Source organism: uncultured Sphingomonas sp., assembly GCF_964250165.1.
Lineage (GTDB): Bacteria > Pseudomonadota > Alphaproteobacteria > Sphingomonadales > Sphingomonadaceae > Sphingomonas.
Map to the genome: position 1 here is coordinate 1 of NZ_CAXUEK010000014.1, position 15,649 is coordinate 15,649.

14 protein-coding genes are annotated in these 15,649 nt (G+C 71.4%); 7 read left to right on the forward strand and 7 right to left on the reverse strand.

Translation table 11 applies throughout. The features are described from left to right. Positions 1-1,044, reverse strand: a 1,044-nt coding sequence (locus tag ACFE64_RS04695) for an OPT family oligopeptide transporter (protein WP_375391302.1), incomplete at its 3' end; no start/stop codon positions are given. Between the two features lie 99 nt (positions 1,045-1,143). Here ACFE64_RS04695 and ACFE64_RS04700 point away from each other — a divergent pair. Then, positions 1,144-1,467: a PilZ domain-containing protein gene (locus ACFE64_RS04700; protein WP_375391303.1), complete on the forward strand. Its 324-nt coding sequence runs from the start codon at positions 1,144-1,146 to the stop codon at positions 1,465-1,467. Between the two features lie 9 nt (positions 1,468-1,476). Here the strand turns inward: ACFE64_RS04700 and ACFE64_RS04705 are convergent, their stop codons facing one another. Continuing rightward, positions 1,477-3,255, reverse strand: coding sequence for a DUF885 domain-containing protein (locus ACFE64_RS04705; protein ID WP_375391304.1), 1,779 nt, complete (start codon positions 3,253-3,255; stop codon positions 1,477-1,479). An 82-nt stretch (positions 3,256-3,337) separates the two neighbouring features. Here ACFE64_RS04705 and ACFE64_RS04710 point away from each other — a divergent pair, with 82 nt between their 5' ends. Then, the gene (locus tag ACFE64_RS04710; RefSeq protein WP_375391305.1) at positions 3,338-4,651 is read left to right on the forward strand and encodes a homoserine dehydrogenase; all 1,314 of its coding nucleotides are present in this window, start codon (positions 3,338-3,340) and stop codon (positions 4,649-4,651) included. Positions 4,652-4,675: 24 nt separating this feature from the next. Here the strand turns inward: ACFE64_RS04710 and ACFE64_RS04715 are convergent, their stop codons facing one another. The 5 genes from ACFE64_RS04715 to ACFE64_RS04735 form a co-directional block, all read right to left on the reverse strand. Then, positions 4,676-5,119: a hypothetical protein gene (locus ACFE64_RS04715; RefSeq protein ID WP_375391306.1), complete on the reverse strand. Its 444-nt coding sequence runs from the start codon at positions 5,117-5,119 to the stop codon at positions 4,676-4,678. 5 nt (positions 5,120-5,124) lie between these two features. Beyond that, a complete protein-coding gene (locus tag ACFE64_RS04720; protein ID WP_375391307.1) occupies positions 5,125-5,478 on the reverse strand; it encodes a hypothetical protein in 354 nt (117 codons plus the stop codon). A gap of 33 nt (positions 5,479-5,511) precedes the next feature. Continuing rightward, positions 5,512-5,943: a CoA-binding protein gene (locus ACFE64_RS04725; RefSeq protein ID WP_375391308.1), complete on the reverse strand. Its 432-nt coding sequence runs from the start codon at positions 5,941-5,943 to the stop codon at positions 5,512-5,514. 102 nt (positions 5,944-6,045) lie between these two features. Then, a complete protein-coding gene (gene mgtE / locus ACFE64_RS04730; protein ID WP_375391309.1) occupies positions 6,046-7,416 on the reverse strand; it encodes a magnesium transporter in 1,371 nt (456 codons plus the stop codon). Positions 7,417-7,690: 274 nt separating this feature from the next. Further along, positions 7,691-8,635 (reverse strand): Mrp/NBP35 family ATP-binding protein, encoded by a 945-nt coding sequence (locus ACFE64_RS04735; RefSeq protein ID WP_375391310.1) that lies wholly within the window; start codon positions 8,633-8,635, stop codon positions 7,691-7,693. A 58-nt stretch (positions 8,636-8,693) separates the two neighbouring features. Here ACFE64_RS04735 and hflK point away from each other — a divergent pair, with 58 nt between their 5' ends. The 5 genes from hflK (at position 8,694) to ACFE64_RS04760 (ending at position 15,614) form a co-directional block, all read left to right on the forward strand. Continuing rightward, positions 8,694-9,809: an FtsH protease activity modulator HflK gene (hflK, locus tag ACFE64_RS04740; RefSeq protein WP_375391311.1), complete on the forward strand. Its 1,116-nt coding sequence runs from the start codon at positions 8,694-8,696 to the stop codon at positions 9,807-9,809. Further along, positions 9,806-10,690 (forward strand): protease modulator HflC, encoded by an 885-nt coding sequence (hflC, locus tag ACFE64_RS04745; protein ID WP_375391312.1) that lies wholly within the window; start codon positions 9,806-9,808, stop codon positions 10,688-10,690. The genes hflK and hflC overlap by 4 nt, the downstream gene beginning before the upstream one ends. A 140-nt stretch (positions 10,691-10,830) precedes the next feature. Continuing rightward, positions 10,831-12,387 (forward strand): Do family serine endopeptidase, encoded by a 1,557-nt coding sequence (locus ACFE64_RS04750; protein ID WP_375391313.1) that lies wholly within the window; start codon positions 10,831-10,833, stop codon positions 12,385-12,387. Between the two features lie 251 nt (positions 12,388-12,638). Then, on the forward strand, positions 12,639-14,282 hold the full coding sequence (locus ACFE64_RS04755) for a helicase HerA-like domain-containing protein (RefSeq protein WP_375391314.1): 1,644 nt from the start codon (positions 12,639-12,641) through the stop codon (positions 14,280-14,282). A 117-nt stretch (positions 14,283-14,399) separates the two neighbouring features. Next, entirely contained in the window at positions 14,400-15,614 is a 1,215-nt protein-coding gene (locus tag ACFE64_RS04760; protein ID WP_375391315.1) for a M20 family metallopeptidase, read from the forward strand. The last annotated feature ends 35 nt before the right edge of the window (positions 15,615-15,649 follow it).

A 15,649-nucleotide genomic window follows, 5' to 3' on the forward strand; every position in this document is an offset into this window, starting at 1 on the left:
GATGAGCAGGACGGCCGACCGCTCCAGCGGCCCGCCTGCCAGCGTCGACCAGAGCAGCCAGGCGATCGGGACCAGGATCGCGAGCGACCCCGCCGCGACGATGCCGATCGGCAGGTCGCGCTCCTCCAACGCCAGCGTCTCGCCGGCACCGCGCGCGCGGCTCGCCGCCAGCGCGGAGCGGATGCCGCCGATCACCGGGCCGGCGATCCTGAGCAGCGTCCACACCGCCGCGACGCCGATCACGCCCGCGCCGAAGAAGCGGATGTCGGCCTTGAATACCGTGTTGGCGAGCGCCTCCGCGGTCGCGCCTGCGGCCGGGTTGCGCGCGGTGAGCACGGGCAGCAGCAGCCACCAGCCGGTGACGAGCCCGACGAACTGCGCCAGGCCCACCGAAAGCCCGACGAGATGGCCGACCCCGAACAGCGCGAAGGAGAGGCCGCCCGACACGCCGGTCGCGCCCGCGCCGGTGCGGAACCAGATCGCCGCCTCCTCGACCGCGAGCCTGGTCTTGGTGAACAGCGCGAAGCCGGCGGAGACGAGGCTGCTGGTCACGAGCAGGCGCAGCCCCGCGGCGCTTTCCTCGCCGCCCTCGCGGCTGGCCGAGCCGACCTCCAGCACCTCGGCGGCGGCGCGGCCCTCGGGATAGGGCAGGTCGGTGTCCACCACCAGCGCACGGCGCAGCGGCACGGAGAACATGACGCCGAGGATGCCGCCGGTCGCGGTGATCGCGGCGGTCGTCACGAACGGGAAGCCGTGCCACCAGCCGACGATCACCAGCCCGGGCAGCACGAAGATGATCGCCGCCAGCGTGCCCGCCGCCGACGCGATCGTCTGGACGATGTTGTTCTCCAGGATGGTCGAGTCGGGAAACAGCCGCAGCACCGCCATCGAGATCACCGCGGCGGGGATCGAGGTGGCAAAGGTGAGCCCGACCTTCAGCCCGAGATAGACGTTGGCGGCGGTGAACAGCAGCGTGATGAGCCCGCCCAGCAGGATGCCGCGCAGGGTCAGCTCGGCGGGGGACGGCGTGGTGGCGGCGTTCATGGCGGGAGCATGGCGGAGCGCGGGCCGGGAGGAAAGCCTCGCCGCATCGGCCACCGCGCGTTTACCGGATGCGCACCCTTTTGCGGCTACCGTGCGGCCATGGTGCCCAAAAGCAACGCTCTTCCCCAATGGCTCGCCGCGGATCACCGGACGGCGGCGCGCTGGCCGATCGATCTGCCCGCCGAGCTGGCGGTCCGGGACCGACCAGGCGCAGTCGCGGTGCGCGTGGGCGACATCTCCGCGCTCGGCTGCCTGCTGGTCGTCGCGAACGAGGCCGTGGCGGTCGGACGGTTCGTGACGGTGGCGTTGCCGGGCCATGCCCCGCTGGAGGGCTGGATCGCCTGGTGCAAGCAGGGTCATGCCGGCGTCGACTTCGCCCAGCCGCTTGACGAGGCCAAGGTGGACGAGATCATCACGGGGTGACGGTCAGGGCTACGGCGCGATCGGCTCTCCGAACATCAGCGCGCGGACGTAGCGGACCGGCGGCGAGCCGTGGGCGAGGACGGCGTCGTTGTAACGCTGCAGATCGAAGTCGCCACCCTCGCGTCGCGCGGCATCGCGGCGCAGGTCCTGATGCTCCAGATAGCCGGTGAAATAGTTGAGCAGCTGCGTCGACGACAGCCGCGCGCGCGTCCATTTGCCCGCCGCCTCGCGCTCCTGCTGGAAGGCGCCGCGCGTCATCAGGGCCATCGCCTGCGCCTCCGTCATCCCCTCCGCATGGATGCCGATGTCGAGCAGCGTGTTGGTGATCGAGCGCAGCCGCATCTTGAGCACGGTGAGCCGGAACAGTGGATCACCCAGATAGTCGGCATCGGCCATCATCCCTTCGGCATACACCGCCCAGCCTTCGATGAAGGAGCCCGAAGCCAGCGTCGCGCGGAGGGTCGACTGGCCGGCATTGGCATGGGCGAGCTGGAGATAGTGGCCGGGCATCGCCTCGTGGACCGCCAGGTCCTGGATCATGTAGCCGTTATATTCGCGCAGGAAGGACCGGGCCTGCTCTGCGCTCCACCCGTCCGGGATCGGCGAGACGGCCACGAACGTGCCGAGCTGCTGCTCCAGCGGCCCGGGGCTGTCGCAATAGGCGACCGCGACGCCCTGCCGGAACTTGGGCATCTCGATCACCTGCACCGGATTGTCGGGGACGCCGACCAGGTGATGTGCGCGGACGAAGGCGGTCGCCCGGCGGAGCGCGGCGGTGGTGGTGGCGAGCAGCTGGTCGCGCGGGGGCGCGGTGGCGTAGGTCAGGTCCAGCGCCGCCTCGATCGCCGCCTGCTGCTCGGCCGCGCTGGGGGCGACGGGGGTCGGCGACGCGCCGGCCTTCCCGGCCAGCACCTGGCGCGCGATAGCGTACATTTGCGCGCGCGTCTCGGCGACGGCGTTCACCGCGCGTGCCTTGATCTCGGCGCGGGTGAGATTGGTGTCTAGCGCGAAGGCGAGCTTCCGGTCGTAAAGCTGCGGGCCGAGGCGGAAATCGCCCTTGGCCTGGGGCAGCAGCACCGTGTCGAGCCAGTGCTGCTGGTCCGCCACCGCCGCCTTGAGGCCGGCGAGCGCGGTGTCGAACCGGGCGGCGTCGGCGGGCGGCAGCTCGGCGCGGTGCGGGGCGAGCATGGCTTGCGCGATCTGGAGCGTGCCGGCGTTCTGGTCGGACACGGTCTTGGCGAAGATCTGCGGCACGCGCGCGGGATCGAGGCTGGCGCGCATCTGCCCGTACATGGCGGGGATGCGCTCCATCCGCGCGGTGGCGGCGCGGAGGCGGACGGGCCAGGGCGCGAAGTCGCGCGCGGCGAGGCCGTAGAGGCTGCCGGAGATGTCGCCGTTCGCCTCCTGCGGGTCCCACCGCCAGGGCTCCAGCACTTCCAGCGTCCAGAGGCGATACCGGAGCGAATGCCCGAGCAGTGCCGCGTCGACCTGGTTGTCGCGGCTGAGGCCTGCACGTGGAATCCCGGCGAGACGGGCGAGATAGCGGCGCAGCATGGCGGCGTCGCGCGCGCGGCCGACCGCGGACAGGTCGTCCACCTCGCCGTCATGGCTGTGGTCGCCGAGATGGGTGGCATAGCCGGGGTGCGCGGCGGCGAGATCGCGCAGGAAGTCGCGGCCGAGCTGGGCGAAGCGGGCGTCCTCACCCGCCTGTTGCGCGACCGGGAGCGGCGCGGCCCCGAGCAGCGGCACGGTGGCGGCGAGCAGCAGGGCGGCGAGGCTGGGGCGCATGGACGTCTCCGATCGGGTCTTGCTAAGGTGTAGCGGGTCGGGTCGCCTTCACAACCGGGGAGCGCCGAGGGGGGCAGATCATATGGCCGAACCGTTGCGGGTGGCGCTGGCAGGGCTGGGCACGGTCGGCGCGGGCGTGGTGCGGCTGCTCGACGCGAATGCGGAGCTGATCGCGCGGCGGGCGGGGCGGCGGATCGAGATCGTCGCGGTATCGGCGCGGGATCGGGCGCGCGACCGGGGCATCGACCTCGCGCGCTTCCGCTGGACCGACGACAGCGCGGCGCTGGCGCGCGACGATGGCGTCGACGTGGTGGCCGAGCTGGTCGGCGGCGCCGACGGGCCGGCGCTGACGCTGGCCCGTGCGACGCTGGGCGCGGGCAAGAGCCTGGTCACCGCCAACAAGGCGATGCTGGCGCATCACGGGCTGGAGCTGGCGGGGCTGGCCGAGGCGCAGGGCGTTGCGCTCAAGTTCGAGGCGGCGGTGGCGGGCGGCGTGCCCGTCGTGAAGGGCCTGCGCGAGGGCGCGGCGGCGAACGCGATCGCGCGCGTCTATGGCGTGCTCAACGGCACCTGCAACTACATCCTCTCGACCATGGAGAGCACCGGTCGCGAGTTCGCCGACGTGCTCGCCGAGGCGCAGGCGCTGGGCTATGCCGAGGCCGACCCGGCGTTCGACATCGACGGCGTGGACGCGGCGCACAAGCTGGCGATCCTGGCCAGCCTGGCGTTCGGGAGCCGGCCGGCGTTCGGCGACGTCGCGGTGGACGGCATCCGCCATGTCCTTGCCGCCGACATCGCCGAGGCGGCGGCGCTAGGCCATCGCGTGCGGCTGGTGGGCGTGGCGGAGGCGGACGGGCCCCGGCACGAACCGCGCCTGTTCCAGCGCGTCCACGCGCATCTGGTGCCGGTCGATCACCCGCTCGCACACGTCACGGGCGCGCTCAACGCGGTCGTGGTGGAGGGCGACTTCGTCGGCCGGCTGCTGTTCCAGGGCGCGGGCGCGGGGGCGGGGCCGACCGCCAGCGCGGTCGTCGCCGACCTGATCGACGTCGCGCGCGGTGAGTTCGGGCCGCCCTATGCGATGCCGGCGGCGTCGCTGGCGGCGATGCCGCCGGCCGATGCGGGCGAGCGGCGCGGGCGCGCCTATCTGCGTTTCGCGGTGGCGGACCGGGTGGGCGTGCTGGCCGAGATCGCGGCGGCGATGCGCGACGCGGGTGTCTCGATCGAGAGCCTGATCCAGCGCGGCCCGTCATCCGATCTTGGCGCCGACGGCGCGGTGCTCATCGCCATCGTCACGCATGAGGGCCCGGAGCGCTGCGTCGCGGCGGCGCTGGAGCGGCTGCGCGGCTCGCCGAGCCTGGTGGGGCGGCCGCTGTGGATGCCGATCCTGGGCTGATCCCTCTCCCCTGAGGGAGAGGGATTATGGTTCCAGCTTGCCGGTCGGCGCGGGTGCGTCGAGATCGATCGCCTGTCGCCTTGTCCCGTCCGCCGCACGTGCCTTGGCCCAGCGATGGTCCTTGCGCGCGTCGCCCACCGCCTTGGCGGCGGCGCCGAGCGCGCGATAGGCGAGTGGCGCCTCGGTCAGCACGGGGCAGCTGCCGATCTGCGTGGCGCAGGGCGCCGCGCCGCCGGCATTGTCGCGATAGTCGCGGCTATCGGGCTTGACGTAGCCGGGCGTGGGCGGTGCGTCGGCGGGGAGCGGCAGGCGCTCGGAATGGACGCCGTCCTTGGCGCAGACGACCACGTCCTTCGACGAGGCGGGCGCGGCGCAGGGCTGATAGAGGATCGAGAAGCGCGGCGGCGGCGCGGCGCTGGCCGCGGTCGTCGAGGCAGCCTGCGCCAGCGCGAAGAGAAGCGGCGCCATGGTGCTCAGGGCGCGAGCGGGCGCAGGCCGGCGACCCGCGTGCCGGCCGCGCCGCCCGCCGTCATCCGCACGCCCACCATGCCGCCGCCGACCAGGAAGGGCGACAGGTCCTGGAGCGGCGTGGTCCGGTGGAGCAGCCGGTCGCGTTCGGCGGCGACCGCCTCGTAGCGGGGATCGCCGGCGTCGTGCGTGAGGAAAGGCACGCGATAGCGATCGGCATGACGCAGCCCGCACACGGTCACGTCGGTCGCCGCGGCGTCGTATACGCAGCGCGGCCTCGCGACCGCGTCGCGCGCGGCCGCCATCATCGCGGCGGCGTCCGGCGCCTGGGCCAGCAGCAGTAGCGCGGGAATCGTCATGGCGATGAGGCTGCGCCCCGATTGCGGCGCGACTTAGGCGGCGATGCGCGCGACGCCCAGGCGCGGGATGTCGATGGCGGGGCAGCGGTCCATCACCACCTTCAGCCCCGCCGCTTCGGCGCGCGCGGCGGCGGCGTGATCGACGACGCCGAGCTGCATCCAGACCGCCTTGGCGCCGACCGCGATCGCCTCGTCCACCACCTCGCCGACGGCGTCGGAGCGGCGGAAGATGTCGACGATGTCGATCGGGTCGCCCAGCTGGTGGAGGTCGCGGAACACGAACTCGCCGCCGAGATGCTCGCCGGTGATCTGCGGGTTGACGGGGATGACGCGGTAGCCGTGGCCCTGCAGGAAGCGCATCACGCGGAACGACGGCCGGTCGGGCCGGTCGGATGCGCCGACCATCGCGATCGTGCGCGCGTCGGCGAGCAGGTCGCGGATGTCCTCGTCGCTGGTCAGGGGCATGGGCATTCTCCGCTTCGCGAGGAGAACGCGCTGCGGGAGGAGGGGTTCACCCGGTCGCTCGGGCGCTTGTCGGACGCCAGCGCGGTGCCGGGCGCCCACGGGTCACAGCAGCGTGCCGTGCAGGATCACCGCCGCCACGCCGAAATAGATGACGAGGCCGGTCACGTCGACCAGGGTCGCCACGAACGGCGCCGACGCACTCGCGGGATCGAAGCCCAGCCGACGCAGGCCGAACGGCAGCATCGAACCGACGAACGAGCCGAAGGTGACGATGCCGACCAGCGCCGCGCCCACCGTCACCGCGACCAGCGACCAGTGCTGCCCATAGTCATAGAGGCCCAGCCACTGCCACAGCGTGATGCGGACGATGCCGATCACGCCCAGGATCGCGCCCAGCGTCAGGCCGGTCGGCAGCTCGCGCAGCGCCACCCGCCACCAGTCGCGCAAGCTCACCTCGTGGAGCGCGAGCGCGCGGATGACGAGCGAGGTCGCCTGACTGCCCGAATTGCCGCCCGAACTCATGATGAGCGGGATGAACAAGGTGAGCACGATCGCCTTCTCCAACTCGCCCTCGAAGCCCTGCATGGCCGACGCGGTGAGCATTTCGGACAGGAACAGCGCGCACAGCCAGCCCGCCCGCTTGCGGATCATCGCCCAGAAACCGATGCGCAGATAATCCTCGTCGAACGCCTCGACGCCGCCGAAGCGATGCACCTCGGTGGTCTGGCGCTCGATCATCGCGTCGATCACATCGTCCACCGTGACGATCCCGGCGAGGTGCCCATGCGCGTCGATCACCGGGATCGCGAGCAGGTCGTATTTGGAAATCAGCCGCATCGCCTCCTCGCGGCGGTCGTTCGGGCCGATCGTGACCGGCTTGCGTTCCGGCGCGGCGGTCAGCACGTTCGCATGCGGGTCGCCGGAGATCAGCCGCCGCAGCGTCACCGCCTGCACCAGCGTGTGCTTCGCCGGATCGGTGACGTAGACCGAATACACCGTCTCGCGCGTCCGCTCGACCATGCGGATGTGGTGGAGCACCTGCGCGATCGTCCAGTCCGCGGGCACCGCCACGAACTCGGTGGTCATGATCGAGCCGGCGCTCGCCTCCGGATAGCCGAGCAGCCGCTCGACGATCGTCCGGAGATCGGGGGTGACGCCCGCCAGCAGCTCCGAGCGGGCCGGTTCCGTCAGCGAGCGGAACAGGTCGGCGGTGCGGTCCGCGGACATCGCGTCGAACAGGCGCACGGCGAGCTCGCGCGGCAGCAGCGCGATGATCTCCTCGGCATCGTCGATGCCGGGCTGGTCGAACGCCTTGACCGCCTCGTCCAGCGGCAGTCGCTCGACGATGGCGGCGGCCTCATCGGCGTCGTATGAATCGAGGGCGTCGGCGATGTCGGCGCCGCGCGCGCCGATCAGGGAAGCGGCTACGGACCCGGCATCGAAGGTCGCGTCATGGTCGATGACGTTCTGCATGGCTCACCTCGTTTGATCCGCCGCGCGCGGACCGGAGGCGAACCCCAAGGGTCAGGCCACCGACACCGCGAACGGCAAGGACGATCGACTGGTACTGTCGCTCGGCATGGATTGATGGCTCTCGGTTTGATGCGTCGCAGGCGAAGATCGCCCGCGGGCGGGGCGCGTGTGCGCTGGGTCGTCACGACTGTCAAGGACGACGAGATGAGGTCCGCAGGCGTCGACGACGATGCTCCGGCGCTGATCGGCCGCCTGCGGATCACGGCGCCTGACCTCAGTGGGCGTCGAGCCAGTCCGCGACCTGGGCCGCGATCGGCGCGAACACCGCGTCCTCTCCCGCCGCCGGGGGATTGCCGGCGTCGGAGGCGGTGCGGATGCCGATGGTCAGCGGCACGCGGCCGAGAAAGGGCAGGCCGAGCCGCGCCGCTTCCGCCTCCGCACCGCCGCGGCCGAACGGGTCGGACACTTCGCCGCAATGCGGGCAGGCATAGCCGGCCATGTTCTCCACCACGCCGATGATCGGCACGCCGGCGGTCGCGAACAGGTCGGCGGCGCGCGTGGCGTCGATCAGCGCCAGGTCCTGCGGGGTCGAGACGATCACCGCGCCGGCGGGCTTGTGCTTCTGGATCATGGTCAGCTGCACGTCGCCGGTGCCGGGCGGCAGGTCGACGATCAGCGTGTCGGCCATTCCCCAGTCGGCCTCGACGAGCTGGCCGAGCGCGCCGGCCGCCATCGGCCCGCGCCAGGCGATCGCGCGGCCGGGATCGACCAGCTGTCCCATCGACAAGAGCGGCACGCCGAAACGCGTCGGGACGGGATCGAGTCGCTGGCCCTGCGCGGTCGGGCGCGTCCCGTCCACGCCCATCAACCGCGGTTGCGACGGGCCGTAGATGTCGGCATCGACCAGTCCGACGCGCCGTCCGCCGCGCGCGAGCGCCACCGCCAGGTTGGCGGCGAGGGTCGACTTGCCGACGCCGCCCTTGCCGCTGGCGATCGCCACCAGCCGCCGTCGCGGCCGTTCGGCGGTGGCGAGCACGCGCACCTCGCCGACGCCGGGCAGCGCGGCGGCGGCGCGGATGCGCGCCTCCAGCGCCGCGCGGGCGGCGGAATCGAGCCCGGCGGCATCATAGATTATGCCGACCCGCTCGCCCTCGATCCGTACGCTCGCGCGCGCACCGGCCACGGCCGCCACCGCCGCTTTCACCTGTTCCACATCCATATGGTCCGCCTAGAGCGCCCTACTGTTTTTCACGAGGGGGCAATCCTATACTGGCGCAATGACCTCCTATTCGGGCGGACCCCGGCCGCCCCGCGTTCAGCGGATCGACACACCCAAGAGCCCGTGGGGCGATGGCGGCGGGGGCGGCGGCGGGAGCGACGGCAATGGCGGCGGCGGGGGCGGCAGCGGCCCGCGCAACCCGTGGTCGGTGCCGCCCGGCGGGCGCAAACCGCCGCAGCGCCCGACCGCGCTCGACGAGTTCCTGCGCAAGGCGCGCAATGCGGGCACCGGCGGGGGTGGCGGCTTCGGCGGCCTGCCCGGCGGGGCGAATGCCGCCGCGCTGTGGAAGATCGGCGCGGGATTGATCGTGCTGCTCTGGCTGCTGCTCACCTCGATCCACGCGATCGGACCGCAGCAGCGCGGCGTCGTCACCTATTTCGGTCGCTACGCGGGCACGCTGGAGCCCGGCTATCGCCCGACGCTGCCCGCGCCGATCGCGGCGGTGACGGTGGTGGACGTGAAGAGCAACCGGCTGGAAGATTTCCCGGAGAGCGGCGGCGAGAACCTGGTGCTGACCGGCGACCAGAACATCGTCGACCTCAGCTATTCCGTGCGGTGGACGATCGCCAACCCGCGCGACTACGTCTTCCAGATCGCCAACCCGCGCGACACCGTGCGCGCCTCGGCCGAGAGTTCGATGCGCGAGGTGCTGGCCAACGTCACGCTCGATCAGGCGCTGACCAACGGCCGCGCGCTGATCGAGGCGCAGGTGCGCGAACGGATGCAGCGCATCCTGGACGACTATCATTCGGGCATCAGCGTCTCGGGCGTCGCGCTGAAGCAGGTGATCCCGCCGCAGCGCGTCAACGAGGCGTTCAAGGACGTGACCGCCGCCCAGCAGGACGCGCAGGCCGCGCGCAACCAGGCGCAGTCCTACGCCCAGCAGAAGATCGCGCTGGCGCAGGGCCAGGCCGGCGAGTTCGACCGCATCTACGCGCAATACAAGCTCGCCCCGGAGGTGACGCGCAAGCGGCTATATTACGAGACGATGGAGGCGGTGCTCGCCAAATCCGACAAGACGCTGGTCGAGGCGCCGGGCGTGATGCCCTATCTGCCGCTCGACAAGGCGCGCCGCGCGCCCGAGCCCGAGGCGCCGGCGGGAGCGCAGCCATGACCCGCTGGCTGCGTCATCCGATCGCCGCGGTGGTCGTCGCGATCGCCCTGCTGATCGTGCTCGCCAACACGCTCGCGATCGTGCCGGAGACCGAGCAGGCGGTGATCCTGCGCTTCGAGCAGCCGGTCGGCGCGCCGATCAACCAGTATCGCCCCGGCGAGGTGTTCGGACGCACCGGCGCCGGGCTGGTGCTGAAGATCCCGTTCATCGATCGGCTCGTGTGGGTGAACAAGCGCGTGCTCGACGTCGACTACGACAACCAGCAGGTGCTGTCGCGCGACCAGCTGCCGCTGGAGGTGGACGCCTTCGCGCGCTTCCGCATCGTCGATCCGCTGCGGGCGGTGACGGCGACCGGCAGCACGTCCTCCACCGAGCAGCAGATCGTGGCGGCGCTGCAGCCGCTGCTCGGCAGCTCGATCCGCGCGGAGCTCGGCAACCAATCCTTCGCGACGCTGCTGACGCCCGAGCGCGATCAGGTGATGGACAATATCCAGCGCCGGCTGCAGCGGCTCGCCAGTCAATATGGCGTGCAGATCGTCGACGTGCGGATCAAGCACGCCGACCTGCCCGCCGGCAGCCCGCTCGACAGCGTGCTGAAGCGGATGGCGACCGCACGCCAGCAGCAGGCCGTGACGATCCGGGCGCAGGGGCAGAAGGATGCGCAGATCATCCGCGCCCAGGCCGACGCCGATGCCGCGAAGGTCTACGCCGTCAGCTTCAGCAAGGACGCGGATTTCTACGATTTCTACCGCGCGATGCAGTCCTATCGCCACACGTTCAACGCCGACGGCGCGCCGGCGGAGGGGCAGGGGTCGACCTCGATCATCCTGGCGCCGGGGAACAGCTACCTGCGGCAGTTCGAGGGCGCGGCCCGCAAGTGAGGCGCTCGATCCTCCCCGTCCCGGGGAGGATTGTAACGCTTCGCTGCGCGGCCATATTCAACCCGCATTCAGCCCCCCTGGGCGATGACATTCGTCGTTCAGGCCGACCCGGCTCAAAGACTCGAGAGGACGTCTCACCCGTGCGTTACGTTTTCGCCACCACTTCCGCGCTTCTCCTCGGCGGCGCCGCCACGGCGCTTGCGCTGCAGCCCACGTCTCCCGTCTCGGCGCAGGTCGCGCAGAACGAGCCGGGCGCGATCGCCGCCGCCGCGCCCAAGGCCGGCGCGCCGATGAGCTTCGCCGACATGGTCGCCAGGCTGCAGCCGGCGGTCGTCAACATCTCGACCAAGCAGACGATCGTGCGCCAGGCACAGGCCAATCCCTTCGCCGGCACGCCCTTGGGCGACCTGTTCGGCCAGATGAACGGCGGCGGCAACGGCGCGCCGGTGAAGCAGGAGGGTCAGGCGCTTGGCTCCGGCTTCATCATCTCGCCTGACGGGTACATCGTCACGAACAACCACGTCATCGCCGCCGCCGCGAAGGGCGCGACGGTGGATTCGATCACCGTCACGCTGACCGACCGCAAGGAATATACGGCACGCGTGGTCGGCCGTGACGCGGACTCAGATCTCGCGCTGCTCAAGATCGACGCGAGCGCGCTGCCGTTCGTGCGCTTCGGCGACTCGACGCGGGCGCGGGTCGGCGACTGGGTGGTGGCGATCGGCAACCCGTTCGGCCTGGACGGCACGGTGACGGCGGGCATCGTCTCGGCGCTGCACCGCTCGACCGGGCTGGGGCCGTACGACCGCTTCATCCAGACCGACGCCGCGATCAACCAGGGCAATTCGGGCGGCCCGATGTTCAACCTGAACGGCGACGTGATCGGCATCAACTCGCAGATTCTGGGATCGCAGGCCGGGGGCAACATCGGCATCGGCTTCGCGATTCCCGCCGAGGAGGCCAAGCCGATCATCGACACGCTGATGAAGGGCGGCAAGATCGCGCGCGGCTATATGGGCGTGACGCTGGGCGGCGCGATCGACGACGACAAGGCCGCCGCGCTCGGCATCCCCAAGAACCAGGGCGAGATCATCGCCGGCATCCAGCCCGGTGGCCCGGCAGCGCGCGCGGGGCTGAGGGTCGGCGATGTGGTGACGCGGGTCAATGGCACGGCGGTGACGCCGGACGCCAGCCTGTCCCGGTTGGTCGCCGACGTGAAGCCGGGCCAGACGGCACGGCTGGACGTGCTGCGCAGCAATCGGCCGGTGCAGGTCAGCGTCACGGTCGCGGCGCGGCCGTCGCAGGAGCAGCTGGCTGCGCTGACCGGCCAGGGCGGCGACGATTTTGCGAACGGGGACGATGATGACGGTTCGGGCGCGGCGATCGCGCCGGCGAGCAGCAACGCGCTGGGGCTGACGGTATTACCACTAACCCCTTCTATCGCGAGGCAGGTTGGCGTTGATTCAACGGTGCAGGGTGTGATCGTGGCTCAGGTCGACCCGTCAACCGATGCGGGCGGAAAGTTCAAGCGGAGCGACATCATCCAGATGGTAAACGGAACGCCCGTGCATGATGCCGCCGAGCTTGCTCAAGCGGTTGCTCAGGCGAAGGCGGCGGGCCGGACCCAAGTGCTGCTGCTTGCTCAGCGCGGTAAAGGGCCCGCACAATTCGTCCCGGTTAAGATCGCTAAGAGCTGAGGCGCGGCGCGGAAGAGAGGATAGCGTAGCTTACTCCACCCGCGCGAGCCCGGCCCGGCGTAGCGCAGCTACCACCGACGACGCGGCTTGGCCGCGTCGGGTGTGTCCAGAAAGGCCGCCGTTCGGACGCGAGCGGCGGCTTTTCGTCATGCCGGGCTTGTCCCGGCATCCACCGTCGTCCAACCTACCGGGCGCGGGCGCTGGACCGCACGTGGATGCCGGGACAGGCCCGGCATGACGGAGGTTGACGCATGGCGGACGGCATCTTCATCGGCGCGGGCGAGGCCGGCGCGAACCCGCAGCTGCTCGATTTCCGGCGCGCCAACCGGCACGGCCTGATCGCGGGCGCGACCGGCACCGGCAAGACGGTGACGCTGCAGGGCATCGTCGAGGGCTTCAGCCGGGCGGGCGTGCCGAGCTTCGTGGCGGACGTGAAGGGCGACCTGTCGGGGCTCGCCATGGCCGGCTCCGCCCAGGCGAAGACCCATGCGGCGTTCGCCGCGCGCGCCGCCGAGATCGGCGACGCCGACTGGCATTACGCCGACACGCCCGTGCAGTTCTGGGACCTGTTCGGCGAGCAGGGGCACCCGATCCGCACCACGATCAGCGAGATGGGGCCGCTGCTGCTCTCCCGCCTCATGGACCTGAACGAGGTGCAGGAAGGCGTGCTGACGATCGCCTTCCACGTCGCCGATGCCGAGAAGCTGGCGCTGATCGATCTCGACGACCTGCAGGCGATCCTGGCCGAATGCGCCAACCGCGCCGCCGAGCTGACGACGCAATACGGCAACGTCTCCAAGCAATCGATCGGCACCATCCAGCGCGCGCTGCTGCAGCTGCGCAGCCAGGGCGCCGAGCATTTCTTCGGCGAGCCGGCGCTGGAGCTGGACGACTTCATCCGCACCGACGACAAGGGTCGCGGCATCGTCAACGTCCTCGCCGCCGACAAGCTGATGGCGAGCCCCAAGCTCTACGCCACCTTCCTGCTGTGGCTGATGAGCGAGCTGTTCGAGCACCTTCCCGAGGTGGGCGATCCCGACAAGCCCAAGCTCGTCTTCTTCTTCGACGAGGCGCACCTGCTGTTCGACGATGCGCCCAAGGCGCTGCTCGACAAGATCGAGCAGGTGGTGCGGCTGATCCGCTCCAAGGGCGTCGGCATCTACTTCATCACCCAGAACCCGATCGACATTCCCGACACGGTGGCCGCGCAGCTCAACAACCGGGTGCAGCACAAGCTCAACGCCTTCACCCCGCGCGACCAGCAGGCGGTCAACGCCGCCGCGCAGACCTTCCGCGCCAGCCCGGGGCTCGACGTGGCGAGTGCCATCACCGAGCTGAAGATCGGCGAGGCGCTGGTATCGCTGCTCCAGGCGGACGGGTCGCCGTCGCCCGTGGCGCGGACGCTGATCGCGCCGCCGGAAAGCCGGGTCGGGCCGGTCACGCCGGACGAGCGCAAGGTGCTGATCGAGACCGACGCGGTGGGCGACAAGTACGATCACGCCGTCGACCGCGAGTCGGCCGAGGAGCTGCTCGCCGCCAAGACGCAGGAGGCGGCGGCCGCGGCGGCGGCGGCGCGCGCGAAGGACGACGCGGACAAGGCGGCGGCGGTGCAGGCCAAGGCGGACGCGGCGGCGGCCAAGGAGGCCGCGCGCCAGCAGGCGGCGCAGGCGCGCGTCGACGCGCAGGCGCAACGCCAGACGGCGAACAGCTGGCAGTCGCGCGCGGTGACCTCGGCGGTGCGCGCGGCGAGCTCGTCGGTCGGGCGGCAGGTGGCCAACGAGCTCGGCCGGGCGGTGCTGGGCGGCAGCGGGCGCTCGTCGTCGGGCGGGCTGATCGGCAGCGTCGGCGGTGCGGTCATTCGCAACGTGCTCGGCGGGCTGTTCCGGGGACGGTGATCCCCTGCGTCATGCCGGGCTTGTCCCGGCATCCACGCCGGGAGTAAGCCGCGCGGCCCGGGGGCCTGGCCCGACGGTGGATGCCGGCACAAGGCCGGCATGACGTTGGAGTGCGCCATGTCTCTCGACCTCGACACCGCCGCCGACTGGATCGACGATCCCGCGCTCGACGACGTGATCGCGCTCAGGCGCGCAATCCATGCCGAGCCGGAAGTGGGCCTCAATTGCCCGCTGACGAGCGCGAAGGTGAAGGCGGCGCTGGCCGGGCTGCCGCTGGAGATCAGGGACAGCACGCGCACCACCGGCTTCGTCGCCATCCTGCGCGGCGGCCAGGCGCGCGCCGGCAGCAACAGCCGCACGGTGCTGCTCCGCGGCGACATGGACGCGTTGCCGATGACGGAGGAGACCGGGCTGTCCTTCGCCTCGCGCACCCCCGGCGCGATGCACGCCTGCGGGCATGACGCGCACACCGCGATGCTGGTCGGCGCCGTCAAGGCGCTGTGCGCGCGCCAGGACGAGCTGCCCGGCACCGTCCTCTTCATGTTCCAGCCCGGCGAGGAGGGGCATCACGGCGCGCGCGAGATGATCGCCGACGGGCTGCTCGCCGATCCCAGGCCCGACGCCGCCTTTGCGCTGCACATCTCGCCCAACGCGCCGGCGGGCGTGTTCGTCGGCCGGCCGGGGCCGCTGCTCGCCTCGACCGACACGGTGTATGCGACGATCCGGGGCAAGGGCGGCCATGCCGCCATGCCGCACGACTGCATCGATCCCATTCCCGCCGCCTGCGCGGCGGTGGGCGCGCTCCAGGCGATGATCGCGCGCACCATCCCGGTCGCCGACCCGGCGGTGCTGACGATCACGCAGGTCCATGCCGGCTCCTCGCACAACATCATTCCGGAGGCGGTGGAGCTGGTCGGCACGCTGCGGACGCTGTCGCCGGCGACGCGCGAGAAGGCTCAAGCCGGCTTCCGCCGGGTGGTGGAAGGCATCGCGGCGGCGCATGGCTGCACCGCCGAGACGCGCATCGACGAGGGCTATCCCGTGACGCTGTGCGACCCGCGCGCGACGGCGCTGATGCAGACGCTGGCGGGCGAGGTCGGCGCCGGCTGGGAGGAGATGCCTGCGCCGATGATGGGCGGCGAGGATTTCTCCTACGTCCTGCGCGACATCCCCGGCGCGATGGCCTTTATCGGCGTCGCGCCGGCCGGGTCCGATCACCGCACCAATCCGCCGCTCCACAACACCCGCATGACGATCGAGGAAAGCGCGATGGCCACCGGCGTGGCGATGCACTGCGCGGTGGCGATGCGCTATCTGGAGCGGGGCTTCTGACTCCCTCCGCCGCCTGACAAAGGGCTAAGGGACGT